We start from the raw sequence: 16,452 nt of genomic DNA, 5'->3' as shown, positions 1-16,452 counted from the left end.
CTGATATTGTACAATAAAAAGGCCGGATTTCCGGCCTTTTTGAGAGCGACGAGAGCAGCATCGCTCATTTGACGATGACGATGCTGGTGTTGGCCGGGCCGAAGACCTCGACGAGCTGGTAGAAATCGGCGGCGTTGTCCGGATGCAGACGCACGCAGCCATGCGAGGCCGGCTGGCCGAGGCGCTTGATGGCGCTTGTCGCATGTACGGCGTAGCCGCCGTTGAAGAACACCGAATGCGGCATCGGGGCGTTGTCGTATTTCTTCGAATACCAAATTTCATGCATGCGGGTCGGCTTGAACGAACCGGTCGGTGTGACGTGCGTCCTGTCGCCCGTCGAAACCTTCCAGGCGAATGTCGGCCGGCCGTCGACCAGAATTTCCATGGTCTGCTGCGATAGCGACACACGCGCGACGATCTTGTTGGCGGCGGCGTGGGCTGCGCCGTTGCCGGCACTGACAAGCAAGGCAGTACCGGTGATGACGGCGGCGGCGATGTTGATGAGCTTGGCGGAAATGGCAGTGTACATGATGTCTCCCCTATTCTGCCGGTCGGGGCCGGCGCAATTCATGACCGGCTTATCGGGGCGTCATGTTTCAAGCCGATTTCGCAAGATGCTCGTTTGTGTTTCGATTCTGTTTCCCCTGGTTAACAGAAAAGGTCCGTGCAAAGCAGCTTGCAGTCGCACGACGTCGTCATGACGGGTGGCGTGTTTGCCTAGGCGGATCGGCCAAACCGCGGCGCCAATACGCGATTGCCTTTCGTTTGATAGGAATTCACCTGACTCCGAAACCGAGCTGCAACAAAGCGCAGCGTCGGCGGCATGATCCGGATACAGCGAACAGGCAAAGTTGACCTAACGAAAACAGCGGGCAACGAACGATCGGAAGCCAACACTGTTTCGCTACGGCCTGGATTGATCTGGACACTTTCCAGCCTGCGCGTCGACCGGCTCAAGCCCCTCTGGCGGGGGCGGCTTAGGGCCGTTGAGGATGCGCGGCGCCTCCGGCAACTTGCAGCCGAGAGGACCGAAGGCCCGCGCCGCAACGGGGGGCTCCGCTGGCGGCGCGGGCGCTTCGGGGGTTCCCCTGAAGTGCCCGTAAATTCCAATTTTGAGGAACGAACAGGATGAAAACGAAATTCGCCGCTTCCGTGCTTTCCGCCCTGCTTTACGTCCAGGGGCTGCTCGGCATTGCCGGCCTCGCCACCGTGCTGTTGAAGGAACGTGCTCATGCCGGCGAGGTCAGTACGACCGGTGACATGCCGTCCGGCCCGTCGCTTCTCGTGGTGCGCTGAAGAGCATCGGACCCCAAAGTGGAAACCGGTTTTGGGAAAACCCGATGCTCAAGACAAAAGGGTGGCTGTCCTGCATTCAATCGGCGAATTGCGTCGGCGGATCGAACCGGTAACCGGCACCCCGTATGGTGGTGATGGTTTCGGTATCGAGCTTGCGGCGCAGCCGCACGATGCGCGAATCGATCGACCGATCGAAGGCTTCGGCATTTTCGGCGGGCGCGGCGGCGATGATGTCGTCCCGCGTCAGCACCTTGCGCGGGCTGGCCAGGAACAGCCTGAGCAGCGCCACCTGCCCGGGGGACAGCTGTTCTTCCGTTCCCGAGCGGTGCATGACAATGGCCGATCGGAGATCGACGGTCGCGTTCTCCAGCACGATCAGTTCCCCGGCGCTCCTGCCGCGCCGAGCCAGAAGGCCGCCGACGCGAGCCGCAAGCTCCCTGACATTGAGCGGGCTTTCGACGACGTCGGCGGCGCCGAGTTCGAGCGCCAGAACCTTGTCGACCAGATCGGCCGGGCGGCAGATCAGGATGAAATCCGGGCCACCTTCGCCGCCATGTCGCCTGAGCAGGTCTCGCCCCTCCGCCTGGCTGACGCTGTCGCCGACAACCACGACATCGATACCCTTTTCCGAAAGCAGCGATTCGGCTTCCCACGGCTGTCGCGCCGCACGGACGTCATGACCGCGCCGCTCGAGATGATCGGCGAGATCGGTGGCAATTACTTCAGCGACGGAAACAAGCGCGATAACGGATCGTGCAGCCATGTTTTTCTACCCCGCATACGGCAACCCAAGAAGAGTGCTGGACATCATGTTTATACCCAATCTACTTTCCACTGAAAGCGGGAGCGAAAGCATCGTGCGTGCACGAATTGTCATCGTCGAGGACGAGCCCGACCTGAGGGACGCGGTCGCCGAGTATCTCGGCGCCAGCGGCTATGATGTGGCCACGGCCGAAAGTGCGGCGGCGGCGCGCGACCTCTTGGAAGTGCAGTCCTTCCACCTGGCCATTCTCGACATCGCCATGCCGGGCGAGGACGGCTTGTCGCTCGGGCGCTGGATGCGCTCGAAAATGCCGATCGGCATCATCTATGCGACGGCCGCCGGTACCGCGCTCGACCGCATCGTCGGACTGGAGCTCGGCGCTGACGACTACATCGTCAAGCCTTACGAATTGCGCGAAGTGCTGGCCAGGGTGCGCAGCGTGCTGCGTCGCGTTCCGGAGCCGACCGAGCCACAAAAGGCCAAGGCTGAAACATCCGGCGGCCGCCGGTCCGTGAGCTTCGGACCCTTTCACGCCGATCTCGACGGCAGGCTCGTCACCGGCGCCAACGGCGCGGTCATTGACATGGCCAAGAGCGAGTTCGACGTGCTGGAGGTGTTCCTGACGCGCGCCAACCGGCTGTTGACGCGGGCGGCGATCTCCGAGGCGATCGGTTTCGTCGAGGATCCGGAATCGTCCCGCGCCGTCGACATCCGCATCATGCGGCTGAGAAAGAAGATCGAGGCGGATCCGGCCAATCCGAAATTCCTGCGCACGGTGCGCGGCGAGGGCTATATCTTCTCGCTGCCAGTGGGCGAAAATAACTAAGGCGACGGCTTGAGGAAGCCGCGGCCAGGAAATGACGGCTGATCATGACGGCTGAAACAACACGCGTGGACGTGCAGGGCGCCAGGCAGGGCGCGGCGATGGTGGCCGTGCATGTGGTTCGCCGGCTGCGCGAAGCCGGTGACTGGCAGCGCGAGATGGAGGGTATCCTCCAAACGCTTTGCGAAGCCATGGATTGTCACCGCGGCATCCTGTTTCGCCTGCGCGAACTGCCCGGCCAGGGCTTCGCCCAGTCGGTCGCCGCTTATTGGATCGCCCCCCGGTTTGGCGGCGAGCTGGCGTCACCGACCGTCATCATGCAGTCGGTCGTCGATTCGGACCCATTGCTGGAACGGCTGGCGGAGGACGAGCGTCAAGGCAAGATCTTCGCCGGGCACACACGCGATCTCGAAGGCTTTCTGCGGACGGATTTCGAAAAGCAGAACATCAAGTCGTTCCTCTCGGTGTCGGTCTTTTCGCACGGTAATTTGTGGGGCACGCTGGCGATCAACGACTGCATCCACGAACGCGAATGGACCGACCAGGAAGAGGCGGCGTTGCACATGGTGGCACTCGCCATCGGCGATGCCATCGAACGGTCGCCGTCCGACGCGCATGCCAGCGACGTCATTCGCCGCACCATGCTGCAGGCTTCGCTCGATGCTATCATCGTCATCGACGAGACCGGCTCGATCATCGAATTCAATCCGGCCGCCGAGAAGATGTTCGGCTATCGGCGCAGCGATATCCTCGGCAAGGACCTGCTCGATACGGTCGTGCCGGAATATTATCGCAAGGGCTATGCGTCGGGCGCCGAATACATGTCGGGCCGCGGTGCGCCGATGGTCGGCCAACGGCTTGAAACGGTCACCCAGAATGCCGCCGGCGAGGTTTTTCCGATCGAGCTGACGGCAACCGAGATGCGGGTCGCCGATCGCCAGCTGATCTTCGGCTCCATCCGCGACCTGCGCGACAAGTTGCGGGCTGAGGAGGAAATCAACCGCCAGCGCGAAAAACTGCACCAGAACGAGAAGATGGCGGCAATGGGGTCGCTGCTCGCCGGCGTTTCGCACGAGCTCAACAATCCGCTGGCCGTGGTTGTCGCCCAGTCGACGCTGCTGCACGAATTCGCCGCCGATCCGCAGACCAAGGTGCGCGCCGAAAAGGTGCGCGCCGCTGCCGAGCGCTGCGGCCGTATCGTCAAGAGCTTCCTGTCGATGGTCCGCCTGCACCCGGCTGCACAGGCAGAAACCGACCTCAACCAGGTGATCCGCGCCGCACTCGAAGTGACCGCCTATGGCGCACGGTCGAGCGGCATCATCATCGACACCGATTTCGCCAGCGGCCCACTGCTGGCCATGGCAGATGCCGACCACGTGACGCAGGTAGCCGCCAACTTCCTCATCAACAGCCAGCATGCCTTGGCCGGCGTTGCCGGCGACCGCCGGATCAAGGTCCGGACGTTTCGCAGCGACCGCGGCAATCCCGGATTCTCGGTCGAGGACAACGGACCAGGCGTGCCGGAAGCGATACGTTCACGCATATTCGAATCCTATTTCACCACCAAGCCGGTCGGTGTCGGTACCGGCATCGGTCTGTCAATCTCGAAATCGATCATCGAGCGGCACAATGGCAATATCTGGTTCGAGGAGGTTTCGCCGAGAGGTGTGCGTTTTGTCGTGCAGCTGCCGGCGATCGCGGCCGGCGCGGCCGCCGCCGGCGAAGCTCCGTCGCGGTCGAGCGGCTTGCGTCACGCGCTGATCATAGACGATGAGCCGGATGTCGCCGCGTCGCTGTCCGACATTCTGGAGTTGATGGGCATCAAGTCGCGGATCGTGCCGGCCTGGGTCTCGGCCGCCGCTACGCTGAGTGGCCATGTCCCGCCGGACATCGTGTTTTCCGATTTGCGCATGCCCGGCACCAGCGGCATAGCCGTCTATCGCGAGCTACTCGGCGAATTGCCGGGTCTAGCGCGGCGCTTCGTGCTTGTCACCGGCGATCTGATCGGCGCGAAAGGCGAGATCGAGGCGCTGCCGGCGCCGCAACGGCCGCCAATCCTCGAAAAACCGTTCAGCACGCTGGATGTGCGCGGCGTGCTCTCGGCCATTGCCGAGCAGGCCGCTCTGGGCGGCTAGACTCCGCCATCTCTCCCGGAAGAAAAAGGCTCCCGGCCGACATTGCGGCGGGAGCCTGACTGGAGTGCTGGAGGGCGCTCGCAAAAAATCAAAAAACGTTCGGCGTATCGGCCAGCGGGGCGGCGTTGGCGATCATGCGGACCGGCCGTGCCTTGCCCGACTGGGCGGCGATGACGCGCAGGCAGTCTAGGCTCTCGGCGCCCCAGGCCTGCCCCTTGCAGGCGAAATCGATCTCCGAAATCGGCAGGCGCGCCGTCTTGGTGGTGGTCGTCGCGCCATCGATGAGGTTGGCCGGCGGGTTCAGTGAGGCGAAGGCCGGACCGACAGTCGGCGTCAACGCCATGCCGGCAAATGCGGCAGCCGCCAGCAGCATGAACATCGCCATTGGATGATCACTGGCGCGCTGGCGCAGCGCCAGCTTCGGGCGCCGGTCGCTACGCTGGGGACCCTGCTGGCGAAGGTCGGTATCGGTGATCTGGATTTTCGTACGCATCGTCGTTTCCTTCGGTCTTCTTCTTTTCTCTGTTGAAACGAACCTAATCGCACCTTGTAACCGGCCAACGATGATGGATTAACGATTGTGTAACCGGCATGAAACCAAGCCCGCGGCCATTCCTGGGCAAAGCGATCAGGCGTAGCTGCAGCACAGGTGGCATTCTCGTTTTCCGCTACCCACGGCACCAGATCCACGTCGCCTTGCCAGGCCCACGGAGCGTCGGGCGCTCAACAAGCGTGAGGGGATTAACGTCCGGAATTCCCGGGATTTTCCCGGCTTCGATCGTTCGGACTCGGCTCTCAAATCCGGCTCGATTTCCCGCCAAGAATTCTCCCCATTTTTGCAAGCCATTGCATTTCAACGGAAAATATGCTTTTATTGAACGATCATTCAATAAATAAAGAGCCTTTATGAACCCGCATCTGCGTGACGTGGCAATTCCCAACGATTGGGATCGGCGGGGGCTGCCGGGCTGGAGCTATCATTCCGACGCCTTGCTCGAACTCGAGAAAGAGCACGTCTTCCGCAATCATTGGCAGATCGCCGGCCATGTCTGCGACGTGCCGAACGCCGGCGACTATCTGACGATGGATGTGGTCGGCGAGCGGGCGCTGATCGTGCGCGGCAAGGATGGCGTTGTACGCGCCTTCAACAATATGTGCCGCCACCGCGGCAGTCGCGTTGTCGCCGACAGTCAGGGCACTTGCAAGAACGCGCTGGTCTGCCCTTTCCATGGCTGGGTCTACAATCTCGACGGCACACTGCGCGGTGCTGCCCGCCCGCGTTCCTTCCCCGACCTCGACAAGACCGAATTCGGCTTGATGCCGCTCGAGCTCGAAATCTGGATGGGCTTCATCTTCATCCGCTTCCGCAAGGGTGGGCCGCAGCCATCCGTGGCCGAGCTGTTGAAGCCGATCGAAGCCGAGATTGCTCATTACGGCGTGGTCGAGATGGTGCCGTCCCGGGGCATCTGGACCCAAAATACGCCGGTCAACTGGAAGTCGGTGCGCGACGTCGACAATGAAGGCTACCACGTCGCCATGGCACATCCGGCGCTGCAGGATCTTTACGGTGCGACCTATTTCGACGAGCCGTTCGTCAACGGCGTGTCGCGCTCCTTCGCCACTTACAATCCGCATGCCGGACGGCGCTGGAGCGTCGCGCAATATATCAAGCTCGCACCCGAGGCGAAGCACCTGCCGGAGCACCTGCGCAAGGCCTGGATCTACTACAGCATCTTCCCGAACAACGTGCTGTCGATCATGCCGGAATCGGTGCAGTTCTATCAGGAATTCCCGCTGTCGACGGGTGAGACGCTGCTGCGCGGCGCCATCTACCGCTATCGCGACGAGACCAGGCAACAGGCGGCTGCGCGCTACCTATCCCACCGCATCGATCGCGACACGCTGGCCGAGGACGTGCAGCTCTCGATATGGTCCAACGAATCTATGCTGTCCGAAGCCTTCGGAGGTTTTTACCTCTCCGATCTCGAATATGGCGTGCGCACCCACCACGACCATTTGCGTAAGCAAATTCCCGTGCTCGGATTGGAGACCGCGCCCGAGGAGAAGGATATGTGGGCACTCAACGAGGCGCTCAGATCACGCTCCTGACGCCCTGGTCCTCAGGCCCAAATGGCGACCGGAATGCCTAAACGATCGGCGAGCGGCGGATCCGGAAACGGCATTGCCTCGCCTCTGACGATGCGTCCGGCAACCACCATCATTGCCGCGGCGTCGAGGAAATCGTCGGCAGCCGCGCCGCGCGGCGGCGTCTGTTCGAGAAAATCCTCGCTATAGCCATGCTGGGCAAGCAGCGCCTTGCGTTCGGCCATGCCGGCCGGATTGATGTTGCCCCTGATCTTCTTGGGCAGGCGCATAGCGCGGTCGCCGTTCAGTTTGCAGAAGGCAACTTCCGGATGCGATTCGAAGACGCGGCTGCGCAGTTCGGGCCGCGCGATCAGCAGCGAATCGATCTCGCGGATCTTGGCGAAGATGCCGAAGGCCTGGATCGAGACGCCGCGCGGCGGATCTGATGTCGTCCTGGCCACCTCGCTTGCCTTGCGATGTGCGGCGTACCAGGCATCGACCGTGGTGAAGGCTTCGATCTCGGCGTAGAGCGCGGCGCGGGAGGGGATGGCAAAGACACTGGACTGCCGAGCCCCGAGCAGCGGCCGCACCAGCGCCTCCGGGCCGCGACCGCCTCTTTGCGAGAAATCGGGCAGGCCGATCGGCATATCGACCGCCACGATCGCATTGACGGGCAGTCGGTCGAGCAACGCCGCGAAGCTTGGGAAAACGGTTGTAGACGGTGCCGCACCGGGATCGCGGCGGACGGCAATCCAGCCAGCCTTGCAACCGTCGACGCCGACAAGCACAACGTCCTCGGGCACAACGTCCTCGGGCACAACGCTCTCGGGCACAACATGGTCGGGCACAACATCCTCGGGCGCATCGTCCTGCGGCACGGCGTTTTCGGCCCGAGTCACGCCCGGCGGTCCCGTTCCGGATGCAGGAGATGGCGAAGCTGCACCATCGCCATTGGGTGCGACAGGCTCTGGGCATCGGTCTCGAGCTGCAACTCGTCGCCGCCGCGCTTGGCGGTGCGCGCCAGGATCTCGTAGACCGCCGCGGTGGTCGATTGCAGAGCCTTGGCGGCCGGCTGGCCGGACAGGATCCGCGCCAGGTAGACGGCAGCCGTCAGGTCGCCGAGCCCATTCGGCGGCTTGTCGATGAGCCGGTGTTCGGCAAGCAGCGCCTCCCTGCCTGTGAGCAGCAAATTGCCGGTGCCGCCGGCCATCATCGCCGGCGCCGAAGTGACCAGCATGGCCGGTGGGCCGGCCTGCAGGGCCGCAGCCATTGCCGATTTCAGGTCTGGCAGCGGCGCTCCGGCCATCCATTCCAGCTCATAGCGGTTGGGCGTGGCGATATCGGCGATCGGCATCAGCCGGTCGCGCATGGCGATAGCGGTCGGCTCAGGTACGTAGAGGCCGCCCGAATCGCCCATCACCGGGTCGCAGATATAGAGGGCTTCCGGTGTCTTCGCCTTGACCGCGCCGACCAGCGAAGCAACGGCGTCGGCCTGGCCAGCCTCGCCGAGATAGCCGGACAGCACGGCGCCGACCTCGCCCAGCCACGGCGCGCGCTCGAGGTCGGTCATCAGCGCCTTGAACTGGTCCATCGGCGGCACGATGCGGGTGGCCCGGCCATGGCCCGGATGCCAGGGCAGGATGACGGTCGGCACCGCCCAAACCGGAAAGCCGAGCGTCTCCAGCGCAAAGACGGCGGCACGGTTGCCGACCGAGCCACGTGCGACATGGCTGGAGACGACGATGACCGCGCGCGGCGCGTCGGTTTTTTCGGCACTCATTGATTTTTCCTAACTGCCCCTGGTGACGAAAAGCACGAGCCAGATCAACAGGCCGATGGCAATAAGCAAGCCCGCTGCCCGACCGATGCGGGTGCCCCAATATTCGATCGGATCCGACCGGTCGGCATCGGCCGCGGTGACGCGGTCGCGCGCACCTCTGGCTGTTCGCGCGAGGAACGAGGTGCCGCCCGGGTCGGTCTCGCGCGCCACCCGCTCCATGATGCGGCGCGATTCCGCGTCGCTGCCGTGGCGTTTCGCCATGGTGATACCCCGTTTCATGCCGAGCTTAACCCGTTCGCCTTGTCTGTCACAGGGCCTGACGGTGAATGGCAGAAACCAGTAACACTTCTCGGCCGAAGTCATTTTCTTACGCAAGGATTGTGCTAATGCTTCGCCTGCCAATGCTATCGAGGGGACCTTATCATGCTTGCCCAGCGCCTTTGTTCACCGCCAATCTTCCGTAATTTAGCTGCGTTCCTGGTCATGGCCGTCATGCTGCCGCTGCTTGCGGGCTGCGGCTACAACACCATCCCGACAGCTGAGGAAAACGCCAAGGCAGCATGGAGCGAGGTGTTAAATCAATACCAGCGCCGCGCCGATCTCATCCCCAATCTTGTCAACACGGTCAAGGGATACGCCGCGCACGAGAAGGATACGCTCGACGCCGTGGTCGAAGCGCGCGCCAAGGCGACGCAGGTGACCGTGACGCCGGAAACGCTGAACAATCCGGAAGCCTTCAAGAAATTCCAGGACAGCCAGGCCGGCTTGACCAGCGCGCTGTCGCGCCTGCTGGCGGTGGTGGAGAACTACCCCGATCTCAAGGCCAACCAGAACTTTCTGGCGCTGCAAGCACAACTCGAAGGCACCGAGAACCGCATCACGGTCGCTCGCCGCGACTATATCCAGGCAGTGAGAGAGTACAATCTGACGCTGAGGACCTTCCCGTCGGTGATCTGGGCGACCTTGTGGTTTCGCGGCAACCAGCCGTTTGCGAATTTCACCATCGAGGAGGATAAGATGCAGCCGCCGAAGGTCGATTTCGGCACCAACACCACGCAAGGCGGGTGAACGGCGCCTGTTGAGCCTGGGCCTGTTGGCCTTGTATTCCTTCGCGCCCCCCTCTGTCCTGCCGGACATCTCCCCACAGCGGGGGGTGGGAAGAAACGCCGCCCTGATTTTTCTTGGCTTCGTTCTAACCTTTCTCCTGCTCCCTCTCATCGTTCTCGCCGCCGAATTGCCGGCGCTGACCGGACGGGTCGTCGACAATGCCGGCATCATCGATGCCGCAACCGAGGCGGCGCTGACGCAGAAGCTTGCCGATTTCGAGACCAAGGGTTCGGACCAGATCGTGGTCGCGACCATCCCCAGCCTCGACGGTGAGGAGATCGAGCCTTACGCCAACCGGCTGTTCCGCGCCTGGAAACTGGGCCAGGCGAAGGAGAACAACGGCGTCCTGCTTCTGGTGGCGCCGAACGACCGCAAGATGCGCATCGAGGTCGGCTATGGGCTGGAAGGCACGCTGACCGACCTGCACACCAAGCTGATCATCGAAAACGACATGGTGCCGGCCTTCCGTGCCGGCGATTTCTCTGGCGGCATCAGCAAGGCCGTCGACGACATGATCATGGTGCTGGAGGGCAATCCCGAAGAGCTGGAAGCGCGCGGTAAACGCAACCAGCAGGCGCCGTTCAACAGCGACGATCTGTTCTTCACGATCTTCATAGCCATCTGGGCAATCATCTTTTTCGGTGGCCTCGCAGCCTCCATCCTGCCGCCGATCTTCGGCCAGAAGATCGGTCCCGGCCGCTATCGCTGGCTGGGCATGACCTTCGAGCCAAACCGGCGGTCATCCGGCGGCTGGTCGGGAGGTTCCGGCGGGGGATGGTCGTCGGGTTCAAGCGGTGGCGGGTTTTCCGGCGGCGGCGGTTCGTCCGGTGGCGGCGGCTCCTCGGGAAGTTGGTGACGAGATGACAAGACACGCCATCAGCCCGGTGGAATTCGGCCGTTTCATCAAAACGATCGGCACCGCGCTTATGGGCATGGCGGTGCTGCTGGTCGGCTTCGCGGCCATTGCCGCCGAATTGCCGGCGCTGACCGGACGAGTCGTCGACAATGCCGGCATCATCGATGCCGCAACCGAGGCGGCGCTGACGCAGAAGCTTGCCGATTTCGAGACCAAAGGTTCGGACCAGATCGTCGTCGCGACCATCCCCAGCCTCGACGGCGAGGAGATCGAGCCTTACGCCAACCGGCTGTTCCGCGCCTGGAAACTGGGCCAGGCGAAGGAGAACAACGGCGTCCTGCTTCTGGTGGCGCCGAACGACCGCAAGATGCGCATCGAGGTCGGCTATGGGCTGGAAGGCACGCTGACCGACCTGCACACCAAGCTGATCATCGAAAACGACATGGTGCCGGCCTTCCGTGCCGGCGATTTCTCTGGCGGCATCAGCAAGGCCGTCAATGACATGATCATGGTGCTGGAAGGCAATCCCGAAGAGCTGGAAGCGCGCGGCAAGCGCAATCCGGCGAATGACAATCCTGTCGATCCCATCTTCGTTCTGTTCATCGTCCTGTGGGCGACGATGTTCTTCGGCGGCCTGGCAATGGCATTCCTGCCGCCGATCTTCGGCACGAAGCTGTCGCCGGGCGTGTACAAGTGGCTGGGCATGACGTTCCGCTACGGCCGTGGGCCAGCTTCGTCATCCTCCGGTGGCGCTGGCTGGACGTCGGGGACCTCGTCCGGCAGTGGCTGGTCGTCTGGAAGTTCCGGCAGCGGTTGGTCGTCCGGAAGTTCGGGTGGTGGGTTTTCAGGTGGCGGCGGTTCGTCCGGCGGCGGCGGTTCTTCAGGAAGCTGGTGAGACATCAATCATGGCAACACGACCGATCAGCCCCGAAGATCATGAGCGGATCGCCGATGCGATCCGCGCTGCCGAAGCAAAGACCGACGGCGAGATCTACTGCGTCGTGGCGCATGCCAGCGACGGCTATTTTTTCCCGGCCGCTTTCATGGCGATGCTAGGCATGCTCATCGTCAGCCTCGCCGTCGGTTACGGGCTGGAAGCCTGGTGGCTGTCGATCCGCTTGCCGCATTTCGTCATCGCCGAGCTGCTGGCGCTTGCCAGTGTGCTCATTCTGTTGTGGGCATTGCCCGCATTGCGCATCCATTTGGTGCCGAGGCGTCTGCGCTACCAAGCCGCCCACGCCAATGCGATGAAGCAGTTTCTCGCCCGCAACGTCCACCGCACCACGGCGCGCACGGGCGTGCTGGTGTTCGTCTCGATCGCCGAGCGCTATGCCGAGGTGGTCGCCGACAGCGGCATCGATTCTCGTGTCGGCCAGCATGTCTGGGACGGTGTCGTCCGCGACCTTACGGCGCATGCCGGCGACGATCGGCTTGCCGACGGGTTCGTCAAGGCGATCGAAGCGGTCGGTGCGGTACTGGCCGAGCATTTTCCGGTCTCGACCGGCGACAGCAACGAACTGGACGACCATCTGGTCGAGATTTGATCTCGCTAAAAGCGGTTTTCCAGCGTCTCAAGGACGCACTGTTCGGCTGTGTGAAAGCATCGCGGCGGCCGACCGGACTCTTGCAATCGGGCGCGGCGGGTTTATGGTTAACCAATCATGAATACGCTGAGCATCGACATCAGGAAAGCCGAACCACGCGATGCAGCCGCCATTGCCGACGTGCATCTCGAGGCCTGGCGCGGCGCCTATTCGGGCATCATCCCGCACCGTACACTGACATCGATGATCAACCGCCGCGGTGCCGATTGGTGGGCAAATGCCATTCGCCGGGCCGCCACCGTCTTGGTCGTCGAAATCGGCGGCAAAATTGCCGGATACGCGACGATCGGCAAGAACCGAGCACGTGAGCTCAGGCAGCAGGGCGAGATCTACGAGCTTTACTTGCGGCCGGAGTATCAAGGCATCGGGCTCGGCAGCCGGCTGTTCGCAGCCGCACGGGCACGGCTGGCCGACCATGGCCTGAAAGGCATGGTGGTTTGGGCGCTGGAAGACAATCAGAACGCACTTGCCTTCTATGCCGGCGCCGGCGGCCGCGATGTGGCCGAGGGCGTCGAGATCTTCGAGCAGAAGGCGCTGAAGAAGGTCGCTTTCGTCTGGGAATGACGGCCAGCGCATGATCCGGCCGGTTTCGGTTCGGACGATCCCCCCAGTACCATTCGCCGCATTGCACCATTCGCCATCGGCCGCTATCGATCTTCAATCGAGAGAGGGATAAAGCGATGCGGATCGAAGCGATTGCCAGCGGAAAGAACCCGCCCGAGGACGTCAACGTCATTATCGAGGTGCCGATCGGCGGCGAGCCGATCAAATACGAGATGGACAAAGAGGCCGGCACGCTGTTCGTCGACCGCTTCCTTCACACTTCGATGCGCTATCCCGGCAATTACGGTTTCGTACCACACACGCTATCGGGCGACGGCGACCCGATCGACGTGCTGGTCTGCAACACGCGCGCGCTGGTGCCAGGCTGCGTCATCAATGTGCGGCCGATCGGCGTGCTGGTGATGGAGGACAATGCCGGCCAGGACGAGAAGGTCATCGCGGTGCCTTCGCCCAAGCTGACCTTACGCTACGAGGACGTCCACGAATACACGCAATTGCCTGACATTACCCGCCAGCAAGTGCAGCATTTCTTCGAGCACTACAAGGATCTCGAACCCGGCAAATGGGTTAAGATCGAAGGCTGGTACGATGCGGCCTATGCCAAGAAGATGATCGTCGAGGCAATCGAGCGGGCCAAGCGCAAATAATTATCGGGCGCAAATAATCAGTTGTCGACGCGGCCGAAAGCGGGCGCGTCGCCGATCACTACGCGCTTGTCCTTGCCGCAGGCGAAGGTGCGTGCCTTCTCGTCGGCAAGCTTGCGCGCCTGATCGTTGGCGGCGGGATTGCCGGTGGCGAGCACAAGGCCGATCGTGCAGCCTTCGTGGGCGTCAGGCTGGGCAACCTTGGCGACGATCAACACTTCCGTCGACTTGTTCTCGCCCTCGGTATCGCTGATCGAGCGACGATGAATGACGGCGAACGGAATGGTAGTTTTGCCGTTGGTTTCGATCCGCCACTCGACTTTAGGTCCAGCCGAGTTGAGGCCGGAAAAGCTTTCCCAGACCGTGGTCATATCGCCGGGTGGAAAGCCGTAGAACAGCGATTCCCGCGCGTCGTCGTAGGAAACCATCACCGGGTAGCCGCCATAACCCGAACAGGCGAGGTCGGCCCAGTCGCCGTCGCCTTCCTCCGCCTGGGCATAAGTCACGCAGTCCTTCTCCCAGACGAGATCGGTATAGACGCTGGATATGTCGCCAGCCCGGGCGGCGTTGCAGAAGCCGGCGAAGGCAAGCGGGATCAAAAGAGCGCGCATGGCGGACAACTCCGTTCGGGCTGCCGCAGCGTACCGTCAAATCTAGCAGCAGCCTAGACGAACTCAGGCTGCTCACAGTGATCTGGTAAACGGAACGCTATTTCTTCAAGCTTGCCTCGATCAGAAGGTCGGCGTTGCGGGCGACCGACTGCGCCGGCCCGCCGACACCGAACAGCTGGCCGCTGATATAGGCGCCCTCGATCAGGAGCAGCAGCCCGTCGCCTAGCGTGTCGGCGTCGCCGGCGCCCATCTCTGCCGCCATGGCACGCAGGCGCCGGCGCAATTCCCGCTTGTTGGCTTCGCTCACGACGCGGGCTGGATGGCCATGTTCGGGATATTCGACCGCGGCATTGGTCATGCCGCAGCCGCGATAATCGGGCCTTTGCGTACGCTTGCCGACACGCGTCAGGAAGGCGAGGATCTGCGCGCGCGGATCGCCGGGATGGGCATTCACCGCCTCGTCGAAGCGCTCCCAAAATTCGAGGTCATAGTGCCGGAGATAGGATGCGGCCAACTCATCCTTGGACGGAAAGCTGCGGTAGAGGCTGGGCTTGGTGACGCCGGCACGCCGCACGATCTCGTCGACGCCGATCGCCCTGATGCCTTGCCGGTAAAACAGGTCGCGCGCCACCTGGAGAATCCGTTCGGCGGCGCGAGGCGGCGGTGCGTCATTCGCCTTGATCGTTGGTTCAATGCTTTTCATGTCTGGTGTACCGATTAGCTGGTTGACAATGTTACCGGTCGGTACGTATGTTTCGCGCTCCTGCAACGTACCGGTCAGTAACATGATAGCTCAATCCCGCCCGTTTGGCCAGCGCTACGCTTTCGTCGTGGTCGCCGTCATCTTCCTTTGCCTGCTGATCGCAGCGGGCCTGCGTTCGGCGCCGGCAGTCATGATGCTGCCGCTGGAGAACAGTTTCGGCTGGCGGCGCGACGTCGTCTCACTGGCCGCTGCCACTGGCATCTTCCTCTATGGCCTGACCGGGCCGTTTGCCGCGGCGCTGATGGAGCGGATCGGGCTGCGCCGCACCTTGCTTGCCGCGCTGCTTTTGATGTCGGGATCGACCGCGCTCAGCCTGTTGATGACCAAGCCGTGGCATCTGCTCCTCACCTGGGGCGTGTTTTCCGGCGTCAGCTCGGGCGCCGTCGCCACCGTGCTCGGCGCAACCATCGTCAACCGCTGGTTCAAGACCAATCGCGGCCTGGTGATGGGACTGATGTCGGCGTCCAGCGCCACCGGGCTGCTGGTCTTCCTGCCGTTGCTCGCCTCGCTCGCCCAGTCAGGCGGCTGGAAGCCGGTCGCCATCGCCATTGCCGTGGCCACCGCCTGCCTGGTGCCGCTGGTCTATATGCTGGTGCCGGAGCGCCCGGCCTCGATCGGCATGGTCCGCTATGGCGCCGATGCCAACGACGTGCCGCCGGCGCCGCCGGCCGCGCAAGGCAATTTCCTTTCGCATACGCTGAGCACGCTGCGCCGCGCCGCCGGTACACGTGTGTTCTGGTACCTGTTCGCCACTTTCTTCGTCTGCGGCTTCACCACCAACGGGCTGGTCGGCACGCACCTGATCGCCTTTTGCGGCGACATGGGCATAGGCGAAGTGCAAGCCGCCGGCCTGCTGTCGATGATGGGCATTTTCGACCTGATCGGCACGACGCTATCGGGCTGGCTCACCGACCGTTTCGATCCGCGCAAGCTGCTCGGCGTCTATTACGGCATCCGCGGCCTGTCGTTGATCTATCTGCCCTATTCCGGCTTTTCGGCAACCAGCCTGATCATCTTCGCCGTGTTTTACGGACTGGACTGGATCGCCACGGTGCCGCCGACGCTGAGGCTTTCCAACGAGGCGTTCGGCGACCGCAGCGGACCGATCGTCTTCGGTTGGATCGTCGCCGGCCATCAGGTTGGCGCCGCGACAGCGGCCTTCTTCGGCGGCACCATGCGCGAGCTGCAAGGCAATTACGAGCTTGCCTTCCTGATCGCCGGTATGACGGCAATAGCCGCCGCCTGCATCTCGCTGCTGATCAACACCAGCCGCCCGGCCTTCGAGCCGGAACCGCAGGCGGCTTGAGTTGCAACGGCTGAGCGCTAATCTTCCCCCTGTTTGGACCGGGGACATCGCGAACAGGTGTGCGAGGACATCGCGAACAGTTTGGCGCGCTTTGCGCTGGGGGGTTCGGGATGCC

The 16,452-nt window shown here is 62.9% G+C and carries 19 protein-coding genes; 11 read left to right on the top strand and 8 right to left on the bottom strand.

The genetic code is table 11. The features are described from left to right. Positions 1 to 64 precede the first annotated feature (64 nt). Positions 65 to 529 carry a L,D-transpeptidase gene (locus NKI63_RS24075; RefSeq protein ID WP_254817760.1) on the bottom strand — a complete coding sequence of 155 codons (465 nt, stop codon included), beginning with the start codon at positions 527 to 529 and terminating at the stop codon, positions 65 to 67. 599 nt (positions 530 to 1,128) lie between these two features. On the opposite strand from NKI63_RS24075, the gene NKI63_RS24070 reads away from it, so the two are divergent. Further along, the gene (locus NKI63_RS24070) at positions 1,129 to 1,296 is read left to right on the top strand and encodes a hypothetical protein (protein ID WP_254817759.1); all 168 of its coding nucleotides are present in this window, start codon (positions 1,129 to 1,131) and stop codon (positions 1,294 to 1,296) included. A gap of 76 nt (positions 1,297 to 1,372) precedes the next feature. Here NKI63_RS24070 and NKI63_RS24065 read toward each other — a convergent pair whose 3' ends face one another. After that, positions 1,373 to 2,059 (bottom strand): response regulator transcription factor, encoded by a 687-nt coding sequence (locus tag NKI63_RS24065; protein WP_292663715.1) that lies wholly within the window; start codon positions 2,057 to 2,059, stop codon positions 1,373 to 1,375. Positions 2,060 to 2,105: 46 nt separating this feature from the next. Between NKI63_RS24065 and NKI63_RS24060 the strand changes: the two genes are divergently transcribed. Both NKI63_RS24060 and NKI63_RS24055 read left to right on the top strand, forming a co-directional pair. Further along, positions 2,106 to 2,885, top strand: a complete 780-nt coding sequence (locus NKI63_RS24060; RefSeq protein WP_254817757.1) for a response regulator — start codon at positions 2,106 to 2,108, stop codon at positions 2,883 to 2,885. Positions 2,886 to 2,929: 44 nt separating this feature from the next. After that, on the top strand, positions 2,930 to 5,017 hold the full coding sequence (locus tag NKI63_RS24055) for a PAS domain S-box protein (protein ID WP_352690246.1): 2,088 nt from the start codon (positions 2,930 to 2,932) through the stop codon (positions 5,015 to 5,017). Positions 5,018 to 5,105: 88 nt separating this feature from the next. Here the strand turns inward: NKI63_RS24055 and NKI63_RS24050 are convergent, their stop codons facing one another. Further along, a complete protein-coding gene (locus tag NKI63_RS24050) occupies positions 5,106 to 5,510 on the bottom strand; it encodes a hypothetical protein (RefSeq protein WP_352649429.1) in 405 nt (134 codons plus the stop codon). 413 nt (positions 5,511 to 5,923) lie between these two features. Between NKI63_RS24050 and NKI63_RS24045 the strand changes: the two genes are divergently transcribed. After that, positions 5,924 to 7,126, top strand: a complete 1,203-nt coding sequence (locus tag NKI63_RS24045) for an aromatic ring-hydroxylating oxygenase subunit alpha (protein ID WP_352690245.1) — start codon at positions 5,924 to 5,926, stop codon at positions 7,124 to 7,126. A gap of 11 nt (positions 7,127 to 7,137) precedes the next feature. Here the strand turns inward: NKI63_RS24045 and NKI63_RS24040 are convergent, their stop codons facing one another. The 3 genes from NKI63_RS24040 to NKI63_RS24030 all read right to left on the bottom strand — a co-directional run bounded on the left by NKI63_RS24040 (position 7,138) and on the right by NKI63_RS24030 (position 9,143). Continuing rightward, positions 7,138 to 7,905 carry a DUF429 domain-containing protein gene (locus tag NKI63_RS24040; RefSeq protein ID WP_352690300.1) on the bottom strand — a complete coding sequence of 256 codons (768 nt, stop codon included), beginning with the start codon at positions 7,903 to 7,905 and terminating at the stop codon, positions 7,138 to 7,140. Between the two features lie 92 nt (positions 7,906 to 7,997). Beyond that, the gene (gene pdxY / locus NKI63_RS24035) at positions 7,998 to 8,882 is read right to left on the bottom strand and encodes a pyridoxal kinase PdxY (RefSeq protein ID WP_352690243.1); all 885 of its coding nucleotides are present in this window, start codon (positions 8,880 to 8,882) and stop codon (positions 7,998 to 8,000) included. Positions 8,883 to 8,891: 9 nt separating this feature from the next. After that, entirely contained in the window at positions 8,892 to 9,143 is a 252-nt protein-coding gene (locus tag NKI63_RS24030) for a hypothetical protein (RefSeq protein ID WP_352509075.1), read from the bottom strand. 162 nt (positions 9,144 to 9,305) lie between these two features. Here NKI63_RS24030 and NKI63_RS24025 point away from each other — a divergent pair, with 162 nt between their 5' ends. The 6 genes from NKI63_RS24025 (at position 9,306) to ppa (ending at position 13,660) form a co-directional block, all read left to right on the top strand. After that, positions 9,306 to 9,950, top strand: coding sequence for a LemA family protein (locus tag NKI63_RS24025; protein WP_352509074.1), 645 nt, complete (start codon positions 9,306 to 9,308; stop codon positions 9,948 to 9,950). 85 nt (positions 9,951 to 10,035) lie between these two features. Then, positions 10,036 to 10,845, top strand: a complete 810-nt coding sequence (locus NKI63_RS24020) for a TPM domain-containing protein (protein ID WP_352509073.1) — start codon at positions 10,036 to 10,038, stop codon at positions 10,843 to 10,845. Positions 10,846 to 10,915: 70 nt separating this feature from the next. Continuing rightward, the gene (locus NKI63_RS24015) at positions 10,916 to 11,740 is read left to right on the top strand and encodes a TPM domain-containing protein (protein WP_502896210.1); all 825 of its coding nucleotides are present in this window, start codon (positions 10,916 to 10,918) and stop codon (positions 11,738 to 11,740) included. Between the two features lie 10 nt (positions 11,741 to 11,750). Then, on the top strand, positions 11,751 to 12,389 hold the full coding sequence (locus NKI63_RS24010) for a TPM domain-containing protein (protein WP_352509071.1): 639 nt from the start codon (positions 11,751 to 11,753) through the stop codon (positions 12,387 to 12,389). Between the two features lie 117 nt (positions 12,390 to 12,506). Beyond that, positions 12,507 to 13,013 (top strand): GNAT family N-acetyltransferase, encoded by a 507-nt coding sequence (locus NKI63_RS24005; RefSeq protein WP_254817749.1) that lies wholly within the window; start codon positions 12,507 to 12,509, stop codon positions 13,011 to 13,013. Positions 13,014 to 13,129: 116 nt separating this feature from the next. Continuing rightward, positions 13,130 to 13,660 (top strand): inorganic diphosphatase, encoded by a 531-nt coding sequence (gene ppa / locus NKI63_RS24000; RefSeq protein WP_023721304.1) that lies wholly within the window; start codon positions 13,130 to 13,132, stop codon positions 13,658 to 13,660. Between the two features lie 17 nt (positions 13,661 to 13,677). Here the strand turns inward: ppa and NKI63_RS23995 are convergent, their stop codons facing one another. Together NKI63_RS23995 and NKI63_RS23990 are read right to left on the bottom strand one after the other, a co-directional pair. Beyond that, complete coding sequence (locus NKI63_RS23995) at positions 13,678 to 14,268, bottom strand: hypothetical protein (RefSeq protein ID WP_352509070.1); 591 nt, start codon at positions 14,266 to 14,268, stop codon at positions 13,678 to 13,680. Between the two features lie 97 nt (positions 14,269 to 14,365). Then, positions 14,366 to 14,971, bottom strand: a complete 606-nt coding sequence (locus NKI63_RS23990) for a TetR/AcrR family transcriptional regulator (protein ID WP_352509069.1) — start codon at positions 14,969 to 14,971, stop codon at positions 14,366 to 14,368. Positions 14,972 to 15,053: 82 nt separating this feature from the next. Between NKI63_RS23990 and NKI63_RS23985 the strand changes: the two genes are divergently transcribed. Further along, complete coding sequence (locus NKI63_RS23985) at positions 15,054 to 16,337, top strand: MFS transporter (protein WP_352509068.1); 1,284 nt, start codon at positions 15,054 to 15,056, stop codon at positions 16,335 to 16,337. Positions 16,338 to 16,452: the final 115 nt, after the last annotated feature.

The sequence above is a fragment of the Mesorhizobium sp. M0410 genome, assembly GCF_040321435.1.
Lineage (GTDB): Bacteria > Pseudomonadota > Alphaproteobacteria > Rhizobiales > Rhizobiaceae > Mesorhizobium.
Note: the sequence above shows the minus strand (reverse complement) of the source record. Positions and strands in the feature narration are given on the sequence as shown.